Source organism: Nocardioides astragali (assembly GCF_024436375.1).
GTDB classification, from domain to species: Bacteria; Actinomycetota; Actinomycetes; order Propionibacteriales; family Nocardioidaceae; genus Nocardioides; species Nocardioides astragali.
In genome coordinates this window covers 675,157-690,935 of the sequence record NZ_JAFMZM010000001.1, presented here as the reverse complement: position 1 = coordinate 690,935, position 15,779 = coordinate 675,157, and the positions used below count along the sequence as shown (strand labels likewise).

The window sequence follows — 15,779 nt, the reverse complement described above, 5'->3', positions numbered from 1 at the left end:
GGGTGGGAGCGCCGTTCGTTGTTCGGGGCTGGGTCCTTCCGCACTGGTCCGTCGTCTCCTTCGCTGCCGGAAGCGACCGGACGTCCACCACGCCAAGTGGGGCCAACCGAACCGGCTGGGGCCTGTCGAGACGTCTGCGGTTCGCGTACTTTCACGTCCATGGAGATCACCCAGGAGTTCGCTCGCGACGCGCTGCAGGCAGCCGCTGTTCAGATGACTGGGGCACCCACAGTGCCGCGCAGGCTTCTAGCGAAAGGGTTCGCCTCGGTGCTGGCCGCCCCCGAGTCCGTCGCCGGCACACCGGGCATTTCGTGGATCGGTCCGGACGACGACTTCAATAGCGTCCTGAAGGAGGGGTCGCGGCTCGTTCACGTGCGGGTAAGGGGCGAGCACGTAGAGGCGGCCGCTTACGGCTCGCCGGTCGACACGCTTGAGGCTGTGGATTTCGAGGAACTTGGTTGGGACGAGATGTCGTGGCTCGTTCGGACGTGGCGCGTCACGCTGGTCGACGGGACTGTGATCGCGATGCACGGCAGTGACCAAGGGCACGCTGAGAGACTGGCCGCGTTCGCCCGCGCGCACCTGCAGCCTGGAGCCACCCCCGCGTGACGGCCAGGCCGCCTACCACCGCCGCTGGACCTAGCGGGCTACTGTCCGCCCATGGGGGAGCACGAGTTCGAAGTTGGCGCCGAGGTCAGCCTGCCGTTCACAGCAAAGGCTTCCGTCCGCTACAAGCGCCGATGGGAGGCCCGGACCAAGCAATTCCTCACCGACACCTGCGCGAGCGCCGGCCTGTCTCCTGAAGCCATCGAGGCTCAGATGATCGACGACGAACGGCTCGACGATCTGGTGCTCGACGGCATCAACAAGGCTGCCCGTGTCAGCGACCCTGAGTACCGAGAGACTCTGGCTCGGGTAGTCGCTGCCGCGTTCAGCGACGAGGCCCGCATCGACGAGGTGGAGCAGCTCGCTGGCCAGCTGGTCACCTTCGATGCGTTCGCGCTGCGCGTGCTCCGCCAGGCGTACACCGGGTACTCAGGACTGGCTCCGTACCCGGGAATCGATATCTCGGTGTGGTCGATCGCGCACGCAATGGCAACCGAAGAGGCGCCAATCACGGGTGCTCTCGCGCGACTGGCGGGACTCGGCCTAGTCAACGGATCACCAAGCCCGGAGCACATCGGCAAGCTGCTCGCGCAGGCCCTCCCTCAGCGGGACTATTGGACTACCACTGCCTGGGGCGCAAGGGCCATCGAGCTCTGCTACCGGCACCTCGAGGAACCCGCTGGCGGAGCCTCTGGGGAGAACCCTGCCGCGACGTGACCGGGTGCGCGCTCCTTTCACGCCGTGGCGCAACAGCTGGGATTCTGCGGAACTGGAGATGCCTCTGCGATGCCCTTGAAGGTTAAGACACACCCAAGTCGCGCGGAGCGTGAGCAACCACTCTCCGTGGCGTGCAGCGCTGGGTTTGGGGCGGGTGAGATCGGCTGCCTGATCAGCACTTGCGGGGTAGCCCATTCTGGGCGGAATGCCGCAGGTGCCAGCAAACTTCAGCGGGGAGCCGCGACCCCCAGGCTTGTTCAGGGCTCGTCGCTCGTCAGCTGGAGCTAGCCCGGGCCGATCATCACCATCATCGCCGTGCCTCGGGATGGTGTGCCTCGCCTCCGCCGCGTCAACCGCCGGCATGCGACGGTCAACTGCGGCTCAGACGTTGAAGCGGAACTCCACCACGTCACCGTCGGCCATGACGTAGTCCTTGCCCTCCATGCGCACCTTGCCGGCCTCCTTGGCCTTGAGCATGGTGCCGGCGGCCATCAAGTCGTCGAAGGAGACGACCTCGGCCTTGATGAAGCCCTTCTGGAAGTCGGTGTGGATGACTCCCGCGGCCTCGGGCGCGGTCGCGCCCTTCCTGATCGTCCAGGCCCGCGTCTCCTTGGGGCCGGCGGTGAGGTAGGTCTGCAGGCCGAGGGTGTCGAAGCCGACGCGGGCGAGCTGGTCGAGGCCGGATTCGGTGATGCCCATCTCGGCGAGCATCTCGTGAGCCTCCTCGTCGTCGTCGAGCTCGACGAGCTCGGACTCGAACTTGGCGTCGAGGAAGATCGCCTCGGCCGGCGCGACGAGCTCGCGCATCCTGTCCTTGAGCGGCTCGTCGGAGAGCTCGTCGGCGTCGCAGTTGAAGACGTAGATCAGCGGCTTGGCCGTCAGCAGCGACAGCTCGCGCAGCAGCGAGCGGTCGATGTCTGTCGCGATGATCGGCGTGCCGGACTCGAGCGCGTCCTTGGCGGCCTTGGCCGCCTCCAGGTTGGCGACGAGGTCCTTGACCTTGCGCGACTCCTTCTCGAGGCGCGCGATCGCCCGGTCGACCGTCTCGAGGTCGGCGAAGATCAGCTCGGTCTGGATGGTCGAGATGTCGTTGGCGGGGTTGACCTCGCCGTCGACGTGTGTGACGTCCTCGTCGCGGAAGACGCGCGTCACCTGGCAGATCGCGGCGGACTCGCGGATGTGAGCCAGGAACTTGTTGCCCAGTCCCTCTCCCTGGGAGGCGCCGCGGACGATGCCCGCGATGTCGACGAACTCCACCGTCGCGGGCAGGACCTTGGCGGACTCGAAGACCGCGGCGAGCTGAGGCAGCCGCTCGTCGGGGACTCCGACCACACCCACGTTGGGCTCGATCGTCGCGAAGGGATAGTTCGCCGCGAGCACGTCGTTCTTGGTCAGGGCGTTGAAGAGGGTCGACTTGCCCGCGTTGGGGAGACCGACGATGCCGATGGTGAGAGCCACGGGCGGGGAGTCTACGGCCGCGCGACGGGCGTACGAAAAGGGCGACGGATGCCGCCGGTGACGCATGGGACCCACCTGCAAGACTCGTCCGCATGAGTGACGTCGGGGGTACGCCGGTCCTGCGCGAGCCTGCACACCAGGTCTCGCCGAGAGCCGTGCCCTTCTGGACCGTGTCCGCCCTGATCGGCGACGCCCTCCTGGTGATCGGCGTGCTGGTCGCCTGCCTCCTCGTCCCCGGAGTGCCCGGGTGGGCCTGGCTGGTGGTCGTGCTGGTCGGGGTGCTGGCGATCGCCCACGTCGTGCTGATGCCGCGCATCCGGTTCCGCGTGCACCGCTGGGAGGTCACCGACACCGCGGTGCACACCCGCGAGGGCTGGATCGGGCGGGAGAGCCGGATCGCGCCGATCAGCCGGGTGCAGACCGTCGACTCGCGGCAGGGTGCGCTGATGCGGATGTTCGGCCTGGCCTCGATCACCGTCACCACGGCGTCGGCGGCCGGCCCGATCACCGTCGACTGCCTCGACGCCGAGACCGCGCGCCAGGTGGTGGCACGGCTGACGGCGATCACCGCCGCGACCGAGGACGACGCCACGTGATCCCCTCGCCCGGCTCCCCCGGCGAGGGGTGGTCCCGGCTCAGCCCCCGGAAGCTCCTGCTCGACCCGGTCAAGGCCGTCGGCCAGGCGGTCGTCCCGGTCGTGGTCGCGCTGGTCGGCATCAGCCAGAGCGACATGAAGTACTGGCCCCTCATCTTCCCGCTGGCGGTCCTCGCCCCGCTCCTCCTCGGCGCGCTGCCCTGGCTCACCACGCACTACCGCCTCAGCGACACCCAGATCCAGGTGCGCAGCGGCGTGCTCAACAAGACCACCTCCACCGCGCCGCTCGACCGGGTCCGCAGCGTCGACCTCGAGGCCTCCCTGCTCCACCGGATCCTCGGGCTCCAGAAGGTGCAGGTCGGCACCGGCGTCGACGACGACCGGATCACGCTCGACGCGCTGGCGGCCGCCGACGCCCAGGCACTGCGTACGACGCTGCTGCGCCGCCGCGCCGCGGTGGAGCAGCCCGTGGAGGTGGCCGATGGTGCCGAGCCCGCCGCCGCGCCACCGCCGGCGTCCCCCGAGCCGGCTCCCGCGGTGCTCGCCCGGATCGACTGGTCGTGGCTGCGCTTCGCGCCCTTCAGCCTGGCCCGCCTGGTCCTGCTGGCCGGAGCCGTCGGACTGCTCTCCCAGGTGGGTGACAACCTGCCCATCTGGAACGAGGAGACCGCCACGTCGGCCTGGGAGTGGATCGCCGGGTTCGCCCTCGCCGCGGTGGTGGTCGTGCTGACCGTCGGCGGCCTCGCTGCCTGGGTCGCCCTCTCGGTCGCCGGCTACGTCGTGCAGTGGTGGAACTTCCTCCTCGTGCGCGAGCACGGCTCGCTGCACCTCACCACCGGGCTGTTCACCACGCGCTCGATCACGGTCGAGGAGGCCCGGGTCCGCGGTGTCGAGCTCACCGAGCCGGTGCTGCTGCGCATCGTCGGCGGGGCCGAGCTCTCCACGCTCGCCACGGGAGTTGAGAACGGCGTCACGCAGGTCCTCCCGCCCTGCCCGCGCGGGGTCGCGACCAGTGTCGGGGAGGTCGTGCTGGAGCAGCCCGAGGCGCTCACGCAGGACCTCGTCGCCCACGGCCCGAAGGCCCGCCGGCGGGCGTGGTTCCGCCAGCTCTTCTCGGCGGTCGACGTGATCGTCGTCGCCGCCGCGGCGGCGTGGTGGTTCGACGTCTCGTGGGTGTGGGTGGCGGCCCTGGCCGTCGTCCTGCTCGTCGTGGCCGCGGCGGTCGGCGAGGCGTCGTACCGCCACCTGGGGCACGCCCTCGCGGGCGACCACCTCGTCGCCGGCCGGGGCGCACTGGCCCGCATCCGGACCGTGCTGGAGACCGACGGCATCATCGGCTGGGTCGTCACCCAGTCGTGGTGGCAGCGCCGGATCGGCCTGGCCGACCTCACCGCCACCACTGCCGCGGGCGCCGAGAGCGTGCTGGTGCGCGACGTACGCCTCGACGTCGCCGTGGCACTGGCCGACCGCGCGACTCCCGGGCTCCTGACGGACTTCCTGAGGTCGGACGCCGAGCCGGCATAGAACGGGGCCTAGAACCAGGCCTCGCGCATCTCGAGCGTCGTGGTGTCACCCGAGGCGAGCAGGTCGAGCATCGGGGTGACCTTGGGCAGCTCCCAGCGGAAGAAGTAGCGCGCGGCAGCCCTCTTGCCGTCGTAGAAGTCGCCGGCCCGCTCCCCCACCGCGACGAGCTGCTCGAGCCACATCCAGGCGACGACGACGTGTCCGACCGCCTCGAGGTAGACGGTGGCGTTGGCCATGGTCCGCTCGGGATCGCCCAGCCCGGCCAGCCCGAGGGTGACCTCGCCGAGCCGGTCGACCATCGCCTGGAGCGCGACGGCGTACGACTCCGGCTCGCCGCCGAGGGCACGCGCGCGTGCCACGGTCTCCCCCATCCTGCCCGCGAGGGTGAGCAGCGAGGCGCCGCCCCCGCCGAGCACCTTGCGCCCGAGCAGGTCCAGCGCCTGGATGCCGTGGGTGCCCTCGTGGATGGGGTTGAGCCGCTGGTCGCGCCAGTGCGCCTCGAGGTCGTAGTCGCGGGTGTAGCCGGAGCCCCCGAGCACCTGGATCGCCAGGCTGTTGCTCTCCTGCCCCCACTGCGAGGGCCACGACTTCGCGATCGGCGTCAGCACGTCCAGGAGCTGGGCCACGGCGAGCCGCTCGGCCTCGTCCTCGGCGGTCGCCTGCTCGTCCAGCAGCCGCGCGCAGTAGAGGTTCAGCGCCATCGCCCCCTCGACGTACGACTTCTGCGCCAGCAGCATCCGGCGCACGTCGGCGTGCTGGATGATCGGCACCTGCGGCGAGGTCGGGTCGGCAGCGGCGAGCGGCCGGCCCTGCGGGCGGGTGCGGGCGTAGTCGAGCGACTTGAGGTAGGCGGTGTAGGCCGTGGTGGTCGCCGACATCCCGACGCCCAGCCGGGCGGCGTTCATCATGTGGAACATGTAGGAGAGGCCCTTGTGGGGCTCCCCGACGAGGTAGCCGACGGCCCCCGCCGCACCACCCGGGGTGTAGGCGCCGCCACCGAAGACCGGTGCGGTGTTGACCGTGCCGCGGTTGCCGAGCTTGTGGTTGATGCCGGCCAGCGCGACGTCGTTGCGCTCGCCGATCGAGCCATCGTCCCCGACGAGGAACTTCGGCACGATGAACAGCGAGATGCCGCGGGACCCTGCGGGTGCGTCGGGCAGCTTGGCCAGCACCAGGTGGACGATGTTGTCGCCCATCTCGTGGTCACCGCCGGAGATCCACATCTTGCTGCCGAAGATCCGGTGCGTGCCGTCGTCGGCCGGGACGGCCCGCGTGATCACGTCGCCGAGGCTCGAGCCGGCGTGGGGCTCGGACAGCGTCATGGTGCCGAAGAAGCGGCCCTCGAGCATGGGCTGCACGAACCGCTCGACCTGCTCGGCGGTGCCGTGGGCGAGCAGCAGCCTGGCGTTGGCCACCGTCAGGAACGCGTACGCCGCGGTGCCGATGTTGGCCGCCGTGAACCACGCCGTGCAGGCCGAGGCCACGACGTGGGGCACCTGGAGGCCGCCCAGCTCCTCGTCGAGGGTCAACGTCAGGAGGTCGGCCTCGGCGAGCTTCTCGAGCGCGGCGCCGATCTCGGGGATCAGCCGGACCTTCTCCCCGTCGAAGACCGGCTCCTCCGTGTCGCTCTTGCGGTAGTGGGTCGCGAAGTGGTCGGTGGCCAGCCGTTCGCAGAGCGCCAGGAGCGCGTCGTACGACTCCCGGTCGTGCTCGGCGAATCGCGGGCGCTCGCTCAGCCGCTCCACGTCGAGCCACTCGAAGAGCATGAACTCGAGGTCACGTGCGGAGAGGATCAGGGAGGTGGAGGTGGACACGGGCAGACGCTACCCCGCGGAGACAGGCGGCCGGAGACGACGAACGCCCCCTCCGCTCGGGACGGAGGGGGCGCACGAGACTGCTGACAGCCTACGCGATCAGGAGCCGTAGAGGGCAGCCACTCCGGCGCGGTCGCTGGCGGTCATGCTGAGGTCGTCCGACGACCCGTTGCACTGGGGGTAGTGCATGATCGAGGCCGAGTCGTAGGGCGTCAGCGGGCGCCAGTTGTTGTCCTCGAAGCAGGTGCCCGACTCCGGGCGCGTGTGCTCGTGGCGGAAGCCGAGGGTGTGACCCAGCTCGTGGCCGATGATGTTGGTCGGCGTCCAGGAGCCCGAGGTCCAGATCGAGTCGTCGATCAGGACGTTGCGTGAGCGCTTGGGCGTGCTCGGGAAGAACGCCCGGGCGATGTACTGGGTGGTCGACACGGGCTCGACCGAGAACAGGACCGTCTTGTTGCGCGTGTTGCAGCTGGCGTCCTGCGACGGCACGTGGATGAAGTCCGCCGCGGAGGCCGCCTCCCAGAGTCCGGCGCCGCTGGTCATCGCGTTGACGACGTCTGTGTAGCGGGAGCCGAACTTGGTGCTGACGCAGTAGGTCAGGTTGCGGACCTGGCTGGCCGACCACTTGTCGTCGACGCCGCCGACGGTGTTGACGACCAGGCCCTCGGGCGTGGTCCGGGGCGCGACCATCGAGTCGTAGAACTCGCGGAGGTCGGCGGTGTCGGTGACGGGCTCGTCACCGTTGACGATGTACTGGTTGTCGGTGTCCTTGAAGGTCGAGGCGTGGAACTCCTGGAAGGACGGGATCTCCGAGTCCGTGGTGGCCAGGGCCGGGGAGGCCAGGGCCGTCCCGATGAGTGCCGTTGCGCCGAGGGCGATCGCCCCGAGTCGACTGCGCTGCATGGTGGTGTTCTCCTTGATGGGGGTTGTGGACACACGCCATCTCGGAGGTCGAGCAGGTGAGCACGAGTTCCCGAGACAAGTGCGTTGCCGAGGAACCTCCCCCATCAACCCCGTATCTGTAAAGGGTTTCCTGCGTAAAGGCTCGTCCGCCCCACGACCTTGCGCGTGGCGCCCCTCCTTAGGGTGGGGTCGTGCGCATCGCCACCTGGAACGTCAACTCCCTCCGCTCCCGCATCGACCGCGTCGAGGCCTTCGTGCAGCGCCACGACATCGACGTGCTGGCCCTGCAGGAGACCAAGGCCCGCGAGGACCAGCTGCCGCTGATGGGTCTGCACGGGCTCGGCTACGAGATCGCCGTCTCCGGGCTCAACCAGTGGAACGGCGTCGCGCTGCTGTCGCGCGTCGGGCTGGAGGACGTCGAGGTCGGCTTCGCCGACATGCCGCCGTACGGCGAGCCTGCCGCCTCCGAGGCGCGCGCGATAGCGGCCACCTGTGGTGGGGTGCGCATCTGGTCGCTCTACGTTCCCAACGGTCGCAAGCCCGACGACCCGCACTACGTCTACAAGCTCGACTGGCTCGCCCGGCTCCGGGCCTCGGCCCGGGGGTGGCTCGACGTGCCCACCGCACTGGTCGGCGACTGGAACATCTGCCCCACCGACGACGACGTCTTCGACCCGCAGCAGTTCCGCAACTCCACCCACGTCACGCCCCCGGAGCGGGCCGCCTTCCAGGGCTTCCTCGACGACGGCTGGGCCGAGACGACCCGTGTGCACGCACCGGGCTACACCTACTGGGACTACTACCGCCAACGCTTCGAGCGCGACCGCGGGCTCAAGATCGACTTCGTGCTCGCGTCACCGCCGCTCGCCGCCCGCGTGACGGGGGCCTTCATCGACCGTGACGAGCGCGACCCGGCGCAGGGCACCGGGTCGCCGTCCGACCACGCGCCGGTGGTCGTCGACCTCACATGACCGCGGTCGGCTCCGGAGCCCGGGCCGACTGCGGCGTCCTGCGGATGGCGTACGACATCACGGCGGCGACGGCGCACAGCCCGGCGGCCGCGTAGAAGGCCGGGTCGTAGCCGCCCGTGACGTCACGCACGACGCCGGCGCCCGTGGCGGCCACGGCGGCGCCGACCTGGTGGCTGGCGAAGACCCAGCCGAAGACGATGGGGCCGGTCGCCGCGCCGAAGCGGTCGCGGCAGAGCGCCACCGTGGGCGGCACCGTCGCCACCCAGTCCAGGCCGTAAACGATGATGAAGACCCACATGCTGGGCTCGACGTGGGGCGACATCAGGGTCGGCAGCGTCATCAGGCCGACACCGCGCAGGGCGTAGTAGCCCACGAGCAGCAGCCGCGGGTCCCACTTGTCGGTGAGCCAGCCCGAGGCGATGGTGCCCACGACGTCGAAGATCCCGACGACCGCGAGCAGCGACGCGGCCGTGGTGGCTGGCATGCCGTGGTCGTGGGCGGCTGGAACGAAGTGCGTCGCGATGAGGCCGTTGGTCGTCATGCCGCAGATCGCAAACCCGCCGGCGAGGAGCCAGAAGGTCCGGCTGCGCGCCGCATCGCGCAGCACCCCGAGCGCCCGCCCGGCGCTCGAGCCCACGTGCTGGTGGGGCGGCGGCCCGGGGTCGGCATCGGTGGCGCCGAGGGCGCGTAGACCCATGTCCGCGGGGTGGTTGCGGAGGAGCAGCAGGACGAGCGGGATGACCGACAGTGCGGCGGCGGCGGCCAGCAGCGCCGCCGTGCGCCAGCCGTGGTGGGTCGCGAGCCACGCCACCAGGGGGAGGAAGACCAGCTGACCGGTGGCGTTGCCGGCGGTCAGGATGCCGCTGACCAGGCCTCGGCGGGCGACGAACCAGCGGCTGGTGATCGTGGCGACGAACGCCATCGACATGGAGCCGGTGCCGAGACCGACCAGCAGGCCCCAGCACAGGATGAGCTGCCACGGCTCCGTCATGAACACCGTCAGGCCGCTGCCGGTCGCGACCAAGGCCAGCGCGAAGGTCACCACAGGGCGTACGCCGAAGCGGTCCATCAGCGCGGCCGCGAACGGGGACATCAGGCCGAAGAGCATCAGGTTGAGCGAGACCGCCGATCCGATGAGGCCGTGCGACCAGCCGAACTCCTCATGAAGCGGCTCGATGAGCACCCCGGGCACGGAGCGGAACGCAGCAGCCCCGACCAGCGTCACGAAGGCAACTCCGGCGACCACCCAGGCCCAGTGCAGGCGCTCGGCGGAGGAGTCGCCGGAGGGGTCGTCGGGCTGGCGGGACGCAGGCGAGGGCGGCGTGGTCGTCGTCACCGCACCAGTCTCGGGTGGGGCGATGGCGACGACGAGTGGCCCGAACGCCAACATGTGAAAGAATCCGGCCATGCTCACGCACCGCGTCGTCGTCCTAGCCATCCCACCGGTGATCGGCTACGACCTGACCATCCCGCCGCAGGTGCTCGGCGAGGCGCGGGGGCCGCACGGCGAGCCGCTCTACGACGTGGACGTCGTGACCGTGGACGGCGGACCCGTCCTCGCCAGCCGGGGCTACGGCATCGCCCCCTCCGCCGGACCCGAGGCACTCGCGGCGGCGGACACGGTGGTCGTGCCCGGGACCATGATCGCGGGCCCGCGCCGTGACGGCAGCCTGCCCGACGACCTCCGCGCGGCGCTGGCGACCGTGCGCCCCGACGCGCGCTGGGTGTCGATCTGCACGGGCGCGTTCGTGCTGGCGGCCGCCGGCATCCTCGACGGCCACCGGGCTACGACCCACTGGAAGTACGCCGACGACTTCCGCCGCCTCTATCCGGGGGCGGCGCTCGACGAGGACGTGCTCTTCACCGACGACGGGCGGGTGCTCACCTCCGCCGGGCTGAGTGCCGGCATCGACCTGTGCCTCCACCTGGTCAGGAGCGACCACGGCGCCGCCGTCGCCAACGCCGTTGCCCGGCACATGGTCGTGCCGCCGTGGCGCGACGGAGGTCAGGCGCAGTACATCGAGCGCAGCGTGCCGCGCCGGCCGGACGAGGCGACCGCGGCGGTCCGCGCGTGGGCCGAGGCGCACCTGGACGCCCCGCTCGACCTCGCCACGCTCGCCCGCCGGGCGTCCATGAGCCTGCGCACGTTCACCCGCCGGTTCCGCGAGGAGACCGGTCTGTCTCCCGGCGCGTGGGTGAGCCAGCAGCGGGTCCGCCACGCACTCCACCTGCTCGAGGCGACCGACCTGACCGTCGACGAGGTGGCCGCGCGTGCCGGGATGGGCACGTCGGCGTCCCTGCGCCAGCACCTCCGCGCCAGCGTCGGGGTCTCCCCCTCGGCCTACCGCCGCGCCTTCCGCGGGTCGCCGGCTCCCTCCGCAGCCTCCCTGACCGACTCGACCAGCGTGCGTACGGCCTCGCCGACCGCCGCGTCGGCCAGGTTGCCGTAGCCGAGGATGAGGCACGCGTCGTACGACCGGGCGCGTACGGCGGTCGGCGCCGCCGCCGAGAGCCGCAGGCCGCGCCGGGCTCCGGCCGCGACGACCGCCACGGGGTCCGCCCCGCCCGGCAGCCGGAGGAGCAGGTGGAGCCCGGCCGCCGAGCCGGAGATCTCGGCCTCCGGCAGTGCGACCGCGAGCGCCGCCAGCAGCGCGTCCCGGCGTCTGCGGAACCGCAGACGTGCTGAGCGGAGGTGACGGTCGTACTGCCCTGACTCCACGAACGACGCGAGCGCGAGCTGGTCGATCAGGCCCGGGCCGATGGGTGAGGCCAACGCCGAGGCGATGCGGGCACGCCACTCGCCCCGGGCCACGAGCCACCCCGTCGCCAGGGCGGGCGCGAGCGTCTTGCTGACCGACCCCAGCAGGACGCCGTGCTCGGGGGCCAGCGCCTGCAGGACGCCGTACGGCCTGCGGTCGTAGCGGAACTCCGAGTCGTAGTCGTCCTCGACGACGACACCGTCCACCGACTGCGCCCACGAGACGAGCTGCGCCCGTCGGGCCGGGGGCAGGACGGTCCCGGTGGGGTACTGGTGCGCCGGCGCCGTCACGACCGCGCGCACGGACCCGTCCCGAGGGAGCAGGTCCACCCTCAGCCCGTCCGCGTCGACCGGGACCGGGAGCGGCTCCAGCCCCGCCGCGCGGATCGCGTCGCGCAGGCGTGGCCAGCCGGGGTCTTCGACGGCGATCACGCCGGCGCCCGAGGCGCGCAGCGCCGTGGCGACGAGGTGGACGCCGGCGCGGACGCCGGGCAGCACCAGCACGTCGTCCGCGGTGACGACCGCGCCGCGGACCCTGCCGAGGTGCGCTGACACCGCCCTGCGCAGCCGCGGGTCGCCGGCAGGATCCAGCTCGCGCAGGTCGTCGAAGGGCAGGGTCGCCAGCTCGACTCGTACGGCATCGAGCCAGCGCCGCCGCGGGAAGGCGCGGAGGTCCGGCAGCCCGGGGGCGAGGTCGAACCGCACCGCGACGGGAGCCTGCCGTGGGGCGGACCGGGGCTGGGACGCACCCCCGGCCCCGGCGTTCCGTACGCGTGTGGCCGACCCGGTCCGCCCCTCGATCCATCCCTCCGCGGCGAGCTGGGCGTACGCCTCCGTCACCACCCATCGCGAGCACTCGAGCTCGGCGGCGAGGGCGCGGCTGGCGGGCAGGCGGTCACCCACCGGGACCCGGCCGTCCACGATGGCCTGCCGCAGACCCCTGGCCAGCTGCGTGTGCAGCGGCTCCGGGTCGGACCGGTCGACCACGACCAGCTCGTCCCAGCCGGCGCGCGAAATGGTCTGCTCGACTGCCATGGAATTGGATGGTACGCCCAGACCACTTTGCTTCTACGGTTGAGCGCATGACGCACACCGCTCAGGCCGCGACGCTCGGCCACGACACGTCCATCCACGTCCCCCCGTTCTGCCTCGGAGTGCTGGCGTTCGGGACCACCACTGACGAGGAGACCGGCTTCGCCGTCCTCGACCGCTACCGAGAGCTCGGCGGCACCTTCGTCGACACGTCCAACAACTACGCGTTCTGGATCACCGGGAGCCAGGGCGGCGAGAGCGAGGAGGCGCTCGGTCGCTGGCTCACCAGCCGCGGCTGCCGGGACGAGATGGTCATCGCGACCAAGGTCGGCGCCCGTCCCACCGTGCCCGGAGCAGGGCTGGAGTCGGTCGAGGGTCTCTCGGCCCGCGTCATCGAGCGGGAGGTGGAGGAGAGCCTGCGGCGCCTCGGCACCGACCGCGTCGATGTCTACTACGCCCACGTCGAGGACCGCAGCGTCCCGCTCGAGGAGACCGTCGCAGCGTTCGGGGCCTGCGTCACCCGGGGCCTGGTCCGTGCCGTCGGGGCCAGCAACCACAGGACCTGGCGGGTGGAGCGGGCTCGCGCCCTCGCGGCGCAGGCCGGCGTGCCGGGGTGGTCGCTGATCCAGCAGCGCTACAGCTACCTCCAGCCGCGCCACGACGTCCCCCTGCCCAACGGCGGGCACACGCTCGTGACCGACGAGACCCTGGACTACGTGCGCACGGAGGGACTCGGGCTGGTCGCCTACACGCCGCTGCTGATGGGCTCGTACGTGCGCGAGGACGTCCCGCTCGCCGAGGCGTACGACCACCCCGGGACCCCGCGGCGGCTCGCCGCCGTGCGTGAGGTCGCGGCCGAGCTCGGCGCCACGCCGAACCAGGTGGTCCTGGCGTGGCTGCTCGGCCACGACCCGCAGGTGATCCCGCTCGTCGGTGTCAGCTCGGTGGCGCAGCTGGAGGAGAACTTCGCAGCCCTCGACCTGGAGCTCGATGACGAGCACCGCAAGCGGCTCGACGAGGCCCGCTGAGGCTGGGCACCGCCACGTCGAGGGCCACGCCTCCGCCGGAGTGTCGGTGGGCCGGTCCATGCTGGATCCATGGACACCTTCCCGCTGCTGCTGACCCTGGCGCTGGTCCTTGCCGTCGGCCTCGTGCTCGGCAGCGTGATCGGTGTGCTGTGGGCGCGCAGCCGTCCCGCCGACGACCCCGCGATCGCCGCGCTCCAGCAGCGGGTGGCCGAGCACGCAGTGGTGCAGGACGGGCTCGAGCGCCTGCAGGACCAGCTGAGCGACCTCGCGCACGACCGGGTCGCCTGGCAGGCCCAGCTCCACCAGCAGGTGGCCGACATGCGGCAGTCGACCGAGAGCCTGCGGAGGGAGACGACCACCTTGGCCACCGCGCTGCGCAAGCCGCAGGTGCGTGGCCAGTGGGGCGAGCTCCACCTGCGCCGCACGGTCGAGCTCGCAGGACTGGTCGACCACTGCGACTTCGCCGAGCAGGTCCGCGTCGAGGACGGCCGCCTGCGTCCCGACCTGGTCGTGTCGCTGGCCGGCGGGCGCACGATCGCGGTCGACGCCAAGGCCCCGCTGGCCGCGTTCCTCGACCTGACCGGTTCCGACGATCCCGCCGAGCACGACCGGGCGCTGACCCGGCTCGGCGAGCACGTCCGCAAGCACGTCACCGACCTCGGCTCGCGCCGCTACTGGGAGGCCCTGCCCGGGACGCCCGAGTTCGTCGTGCTCTTCCTGCCCGGCGAGGCGATCCTCCAGGCCGCGCTGCAGGCGGTGCCCGACCTGGTCGAGCAGGCCGCCGCCAAGAACGTCGTCCTGGCGACGCCGTCGACGCTGATCGCGCTGCTGCGCACCGTCGCCCAGGGCTGGCAGCACGAGGTCCTCAACGCACAGGCGCAGGAGGTGCAGCGGCTCGGGCAGGAGCTCCATGCGCGGCTGGCGTCCATGGCGGGCCACCTCGACCGGGTGGGTCGCTCGCTCAACGCCAGCGTCGTCGCCTACAACCAGGCGATGGGATCGCTGGAGGGCCGCGTGCTGGTGTCCGCGCGGCGTTTCGCCGAGCTCGGCGTCACGTCGGAGCCGCTGGCCGAGCCGCGCCAGGTCGAGACCGTCCCGCGCTCGCTGGCCGCTCCCGAGATGACCGCCCTCGACGGTGTCCCCAGCGCCACGGACGAGCCCACGCTCGACGAGCTGGTCGCCCACGAGCTCCACGAGCCCGACGACGTCCCGGCGCGCCGCGCCGAGGGCGCCTGAGATCGGTCCTAGGTTGAGGGCCGTGACACAGGGCGACACGTTCTGGGAGGTCGGGTCCGAGCCAGGCCGCCAGGTGGTGTCCCTCGGCGTCGCCGTCACGCTGACGGCGGTGAGCATCGACGTGCTCCTGGTCGGTCGGCTGACGTTGTTCTTCGACCTGTGCTTCGTGGTGCTGTGCATCGGACTCGCGGCGCTGGTGCGCCGGCGCGACTTCTTCCTGGTGGCGCTGCTGCCGCCCATCCTCCTGACGGTCGTCTTCGGCTTCATCGCCCTCGTCGCCCGCGACGCCATCGCCGACGCGAGCGACAGCGTGCTGCAGGCAGTCGTCTCGGGTGTCGCCACCCACGGCATCGCCCTCTTCGTCGGCTACGCGCTCTGCCTCGGCTGGCTCGCCTGGCGCCTGCACCGCGAGGGCGACGCCGACATGGCCACCGAGCTGAGCCGCGAGCTCGGCCAGGCCGGCTGACCTCCCCCGTTCCGCGCGCACATCCCAGCGCCACGAAGCGCCCGGTCAGGCCTCGAAGCGCTCGGCGTCGCCCGCCCCCCGTCGTACGACGACGGGCTCGGCGTCGGACCAGTCGATCACCGTCGTCGGCTCGGCCGTCACCTCACCCGACTCCACGACGACGTCGACGACGTGGTCGAGGTCCTCCTTGATCTCCCAGCCCATGGTCCGCGCCTCGGTCTCGCCGGGCAGGATCAGGGTGCTCGTGAGGATCGGCTCCCCCAGCTCTTCCAGGAACGCGCACACCAGCCGGTGGTCGGGGATGCGCACGCCGACGGTCCGCTTCTTGGGGTGCATCAGCCGCTTCGGCACCTCGCCGGTCGCGGGCAGGATGAACGTGTAGGGCCCCGGGGTGGCGGCCTTGATGGCGCGGAACGCCGAGTTGTCGACGTGGACGAACTGACCGAGCTGGGAGAAGTCCTTGCACATCAGCGTGAAGTGGTGGCGGTCGTCGAGCTCGCGGATCCGCAAGATCCGGTCGCGCCCCTCGCGGTTGCCGAGCTGGGCACCGAGGGCGTAGCCGGAGTCGGTGGGATAGGCGATCAGCTCGTCGTTGCGCAGCGCCTCGACGACCTGGGTCACCAGCCGTGGCTGGGGGTTGTCGGGGTGGATGTCAATGTAGCGGGCCATCG

15 protein-coding genes are annotated in these 15,779 nt (G+C 71.5%); 9 read left to right on the top strand and 6 right to left on the bottom strand.

Annotated features, from left to right (window positions below; genetic code table 11):
- Positions 1 to 159: 159 nt before the first annotated feature.
- Together J3P44_RS03445 and J3P44_RS03440 are read left to right on the top strand one after the other, a co-directional pair.
- The gene (locus J3P44_RS03445; RefSeq protein WP_255888831.1) at positions 160 to 609 is read left to right on the top strand and encodes a hypothetical protein; all 450 of its coding nucleotides are present in this window, start codon (positions 160 to 162) and stop codon (positions 607 to 609) included.
- 51 nt (positions 610 to 660) lie between these two features.
- Entirely contained in the window at positions 661 to 1,323 is a 663-nt protein-coding gene (locus tag J3P44_RS03440; RefSeq protein WP_255888830.1) for a hypothetical protein, read from the top strand.
- A gap of 381 nt (positions 1,324 to 1,704) precedes the next feature.
- On the opposite strand, the gene ychF is transcribed toward J3P44_RS03440, so the two are convergent.
- Positions 1,705 to 2,781, bottom strand: a complete 1,077-nt coding sequence (ychF, locus tag J3P44_RS03435; protein WP_255888829.1) for a redox-regulated ATPase YchF — start codon at positions 2,779 to 2,781, stop codon at positions 1,705 to 1,707.
- A 92-nt stretch (positions 2,782 to 2,873) separates the two neighbouring features.
- Here ychF and J3P44_RS03430 point away from each other — a divergent pair, with 92 nt between their 5' ends.
- Both J3P44_RS03430 and J3P44_RS03425 read left to right on the top strand, forming a co-directional pair.
- Complete coding sequence (locus J3P44_RS03430; protein WP_255888828.1) at positions 2,874 to 3,377, top strand: PH domain-containing protein; 504 nt, start codon at positions 2,874 to 2,876, stop codon at positions 3,375 to 3,377.
- Positions 3,374 to 4,900, top strand: coding sequence for a PH domain-containing protein (locus J3P44_RS03425; RefSeq protein WP_255888827.1), 1,527 nt, complete (start codon positions 3,374 to 3,376; stop codon positions 4,898 to 4,900). The genes J3P44_RS03430 and J3P44_RS03425 overlap by 4 nt, the downstream gene beginning before the upstream one ends.
- An 8-nt stretch (positions 4,901 to 4,908) precedes the next feature.
- Here the strand turns inward: J3P44_RS03425 and J3P44_RS03420 are convergent, their stop codons facing one another.
- Both J3P44_RS03420 and J3P44_RS25380 read right to left on the bottom strand, forming a co-directional pair.
- Complete coding sequence (locus J3P44_RS03420; RefSeq protein WP_255888826.1) at positions 4,909 to 6,714, bottom strand: acyl-CoA dehydrogenase; 1,806 nt, start codon at positions 6,712 to 6,714, stop codon at positions 4,909 to 4,911.
- A gap of 99 nt (positions 6,715 to 6,813) precedes the next feature.
- Positions 6,814 to 7,650, bottom strand: coding sequence for a M57 family metalloprotease (locus J3P44_RS25380; protein WP_255888825.1), 837 nt, complete (start codon positions 7,648 to 7,650; stop codon positions 6,814 to 6,816).
- A 158-nt stretch (positions 7,651 to 7,808) separates the two neighbouring features.
- Between J3P44_RS25380 and J3P44_RS03410 the strand changes: the two genes are divergently transcribed.
- On the top strand, positions 7,809 to 8,588 hold the full coding sequence (locus J3P44_RS03410; RefSeq protein WP_255888824.1) for an exodeoxyribonuclease III: 780 nt from the start codon (positions 7,809 to 7,811) through the stop codon (positions 8,586 to 8,588).
- Here the strand turns inward: J3P44_RS03410 and J3P44_RS03405 are convergent.
- Positions 8,581 to 9,924 (bottom strand): MFS transporter, encoded by a 1,344-nt coding sequence (locus tag J3P44_RS03405; protein ID WP_308212213.1) that lies wholly within the window; start codon positions 9,922 to 9,924, stop codon positions 8,581 to 8,583. The genes J3P44_RS03410 and J3P44_RS03405 overlap by 8 nt on opposite strands.
- 70 nt (positions 9,925 to 9,994) lie before the next feature.
- On the opposite strand from J3P44_RS03405, the gene J3P44_RS03400 reads away from it, so the two are divergent.
- Positions 9,995 to 11,038 (top strand): GlxA family transcriptional regulator, encoded by a 1,044-nt coding sequence (locus tag J3P44_RS03400; protein WP_255888823.1) that lies wholly within the window; start codon positions 9,995 to 9,997, stop codon positions 11,036 to 11,038.
- Here the strand turns inward: J3P44_RS03400 and pdxR are convergent.
- Entirely contained in the window at positions 10,930 to 12,381 is a 1,452-nt protein-coding gene (gene pdxR, locus J3P44_RS03395) for a MocR-like pyridoxine biosynthesis transcription factor PdxR (protein WP_255888822.1), read from the bottom strand. The genes J3P44_RS03400 and pdxR overlap by 109 nt on opposite strands.
- A gap of 47 nt (positions 12,382 to 12,428) precedes the next feature.
- On the opposite strand from pdxR, the gene J3P44_RS03390 reads away from it, so the two are divergent.
- From J3P44_RS03390 to J3P44_RS03380, 3 genes are all read left to right on the top strand, one after another.
- On the top strand, positions 12,429 to 13,406 hold the full coding sequence (locus J3P44_RS03390) for an aldo/keto reductase (RefSeq protein WP_255888821.1): 978 nt from the start codon (positions 12,429 to 12,431) through the stop codon (positions 13,404 to 13,406).
- Positions 13,407 to 13,475: 69 nt separating this feature from the next.
- Positions 13,476 to 14,642 (top strand): DNA recombination protein RmuC, encoded by a 1,167-nt coding sequence (locus J3P44_RS03385; protein WP_255888820.1) that lies wholly within the window; start codon positions 13,476 to 13,478, stop codon positions 14,640 to 14,642.
- Between the two features lie 22 nt (positions 14,643 to 14,664).
- Positions 14,665 to 15,108, top strand: coding sequence for a DUF6542 domain-containing protein (locus J3P44_RS03380; protein WP_255888819.1), 444 nt, complete (start codon positions 14,665 to 14,667; stop codon positions 15,106 to 15,108).
- 45 nt (positions 15,109 to 15,153) lie between these two features.
- Here the strand turns inward: J3P44_RS03380 and J3P44_RS03375 are convergent, their stop codons facing one another.
- Complete coding sequence (locus J3P44_RS03375) at positions 15,154 to 15,777, bottom strand: L-threonylcarbamoyladenylate synthase (protein ID WP_255888818.1); 624 nt, start codon at positions 15,775 to 15,777, stop codon at positions 15,154 to 15,156.
- Between the last annotated feature and the right edge of the window lie 2 nt (positions 15,778 to 15,779).